At 65.0% G+C, this 283-nt stretch carries 1 protein-coding gene; it reads right to left on the reverse strand.

The features are described from left to right. Positions 1-283, reverse strand: a 283-nt coding sequence (locus EN804_RS36690) for a 2Fe-2S iron-sulfur cluster-binding protein (RefSeq protein WP_246693565.1), incomplete at both ends; no start/stop codon positions are given.

The following is a 283-nucleotide window of genomic DNA, read 5'->3' on the forward strand; positions in this document are numbered from 1 at the left end:
CAGAGGTTGCCGCTCATGCGTTCGCGCATTTCCATGTTGGTGGCCCGGGGCCGTGCGCTGACGTCCGCCTGTACATGGCTGGGGACACCCCGCTTGATCTCGTCCAGTACCGCCACCGCCGAGCAGATCTGCCCTGGCGTGCAGTACCCGCACTGGTAGCCGTCATGCTTGATGAAGGCGGCCTGCATCGGATGCAGGTCATCGGGGGTTCCGAGGCCTTCGATGGTGGTGATGGCATCGCCCTGGTGCTGCACCGCCAGGCTGAGGCAGGCATTGATGCGCT

The sequence above is a fragment of the Mesorhizobium sp. M8A.F.Ca.ET.161.01.1.1 genome, from assembly GCF_004792105.1.
Taxonomy (GTDB): Bacteria; Pseudomonadota; Alphaproteobacteria; order Rhizobiales; family Rhizobiaceae; genus Mesorhizobium.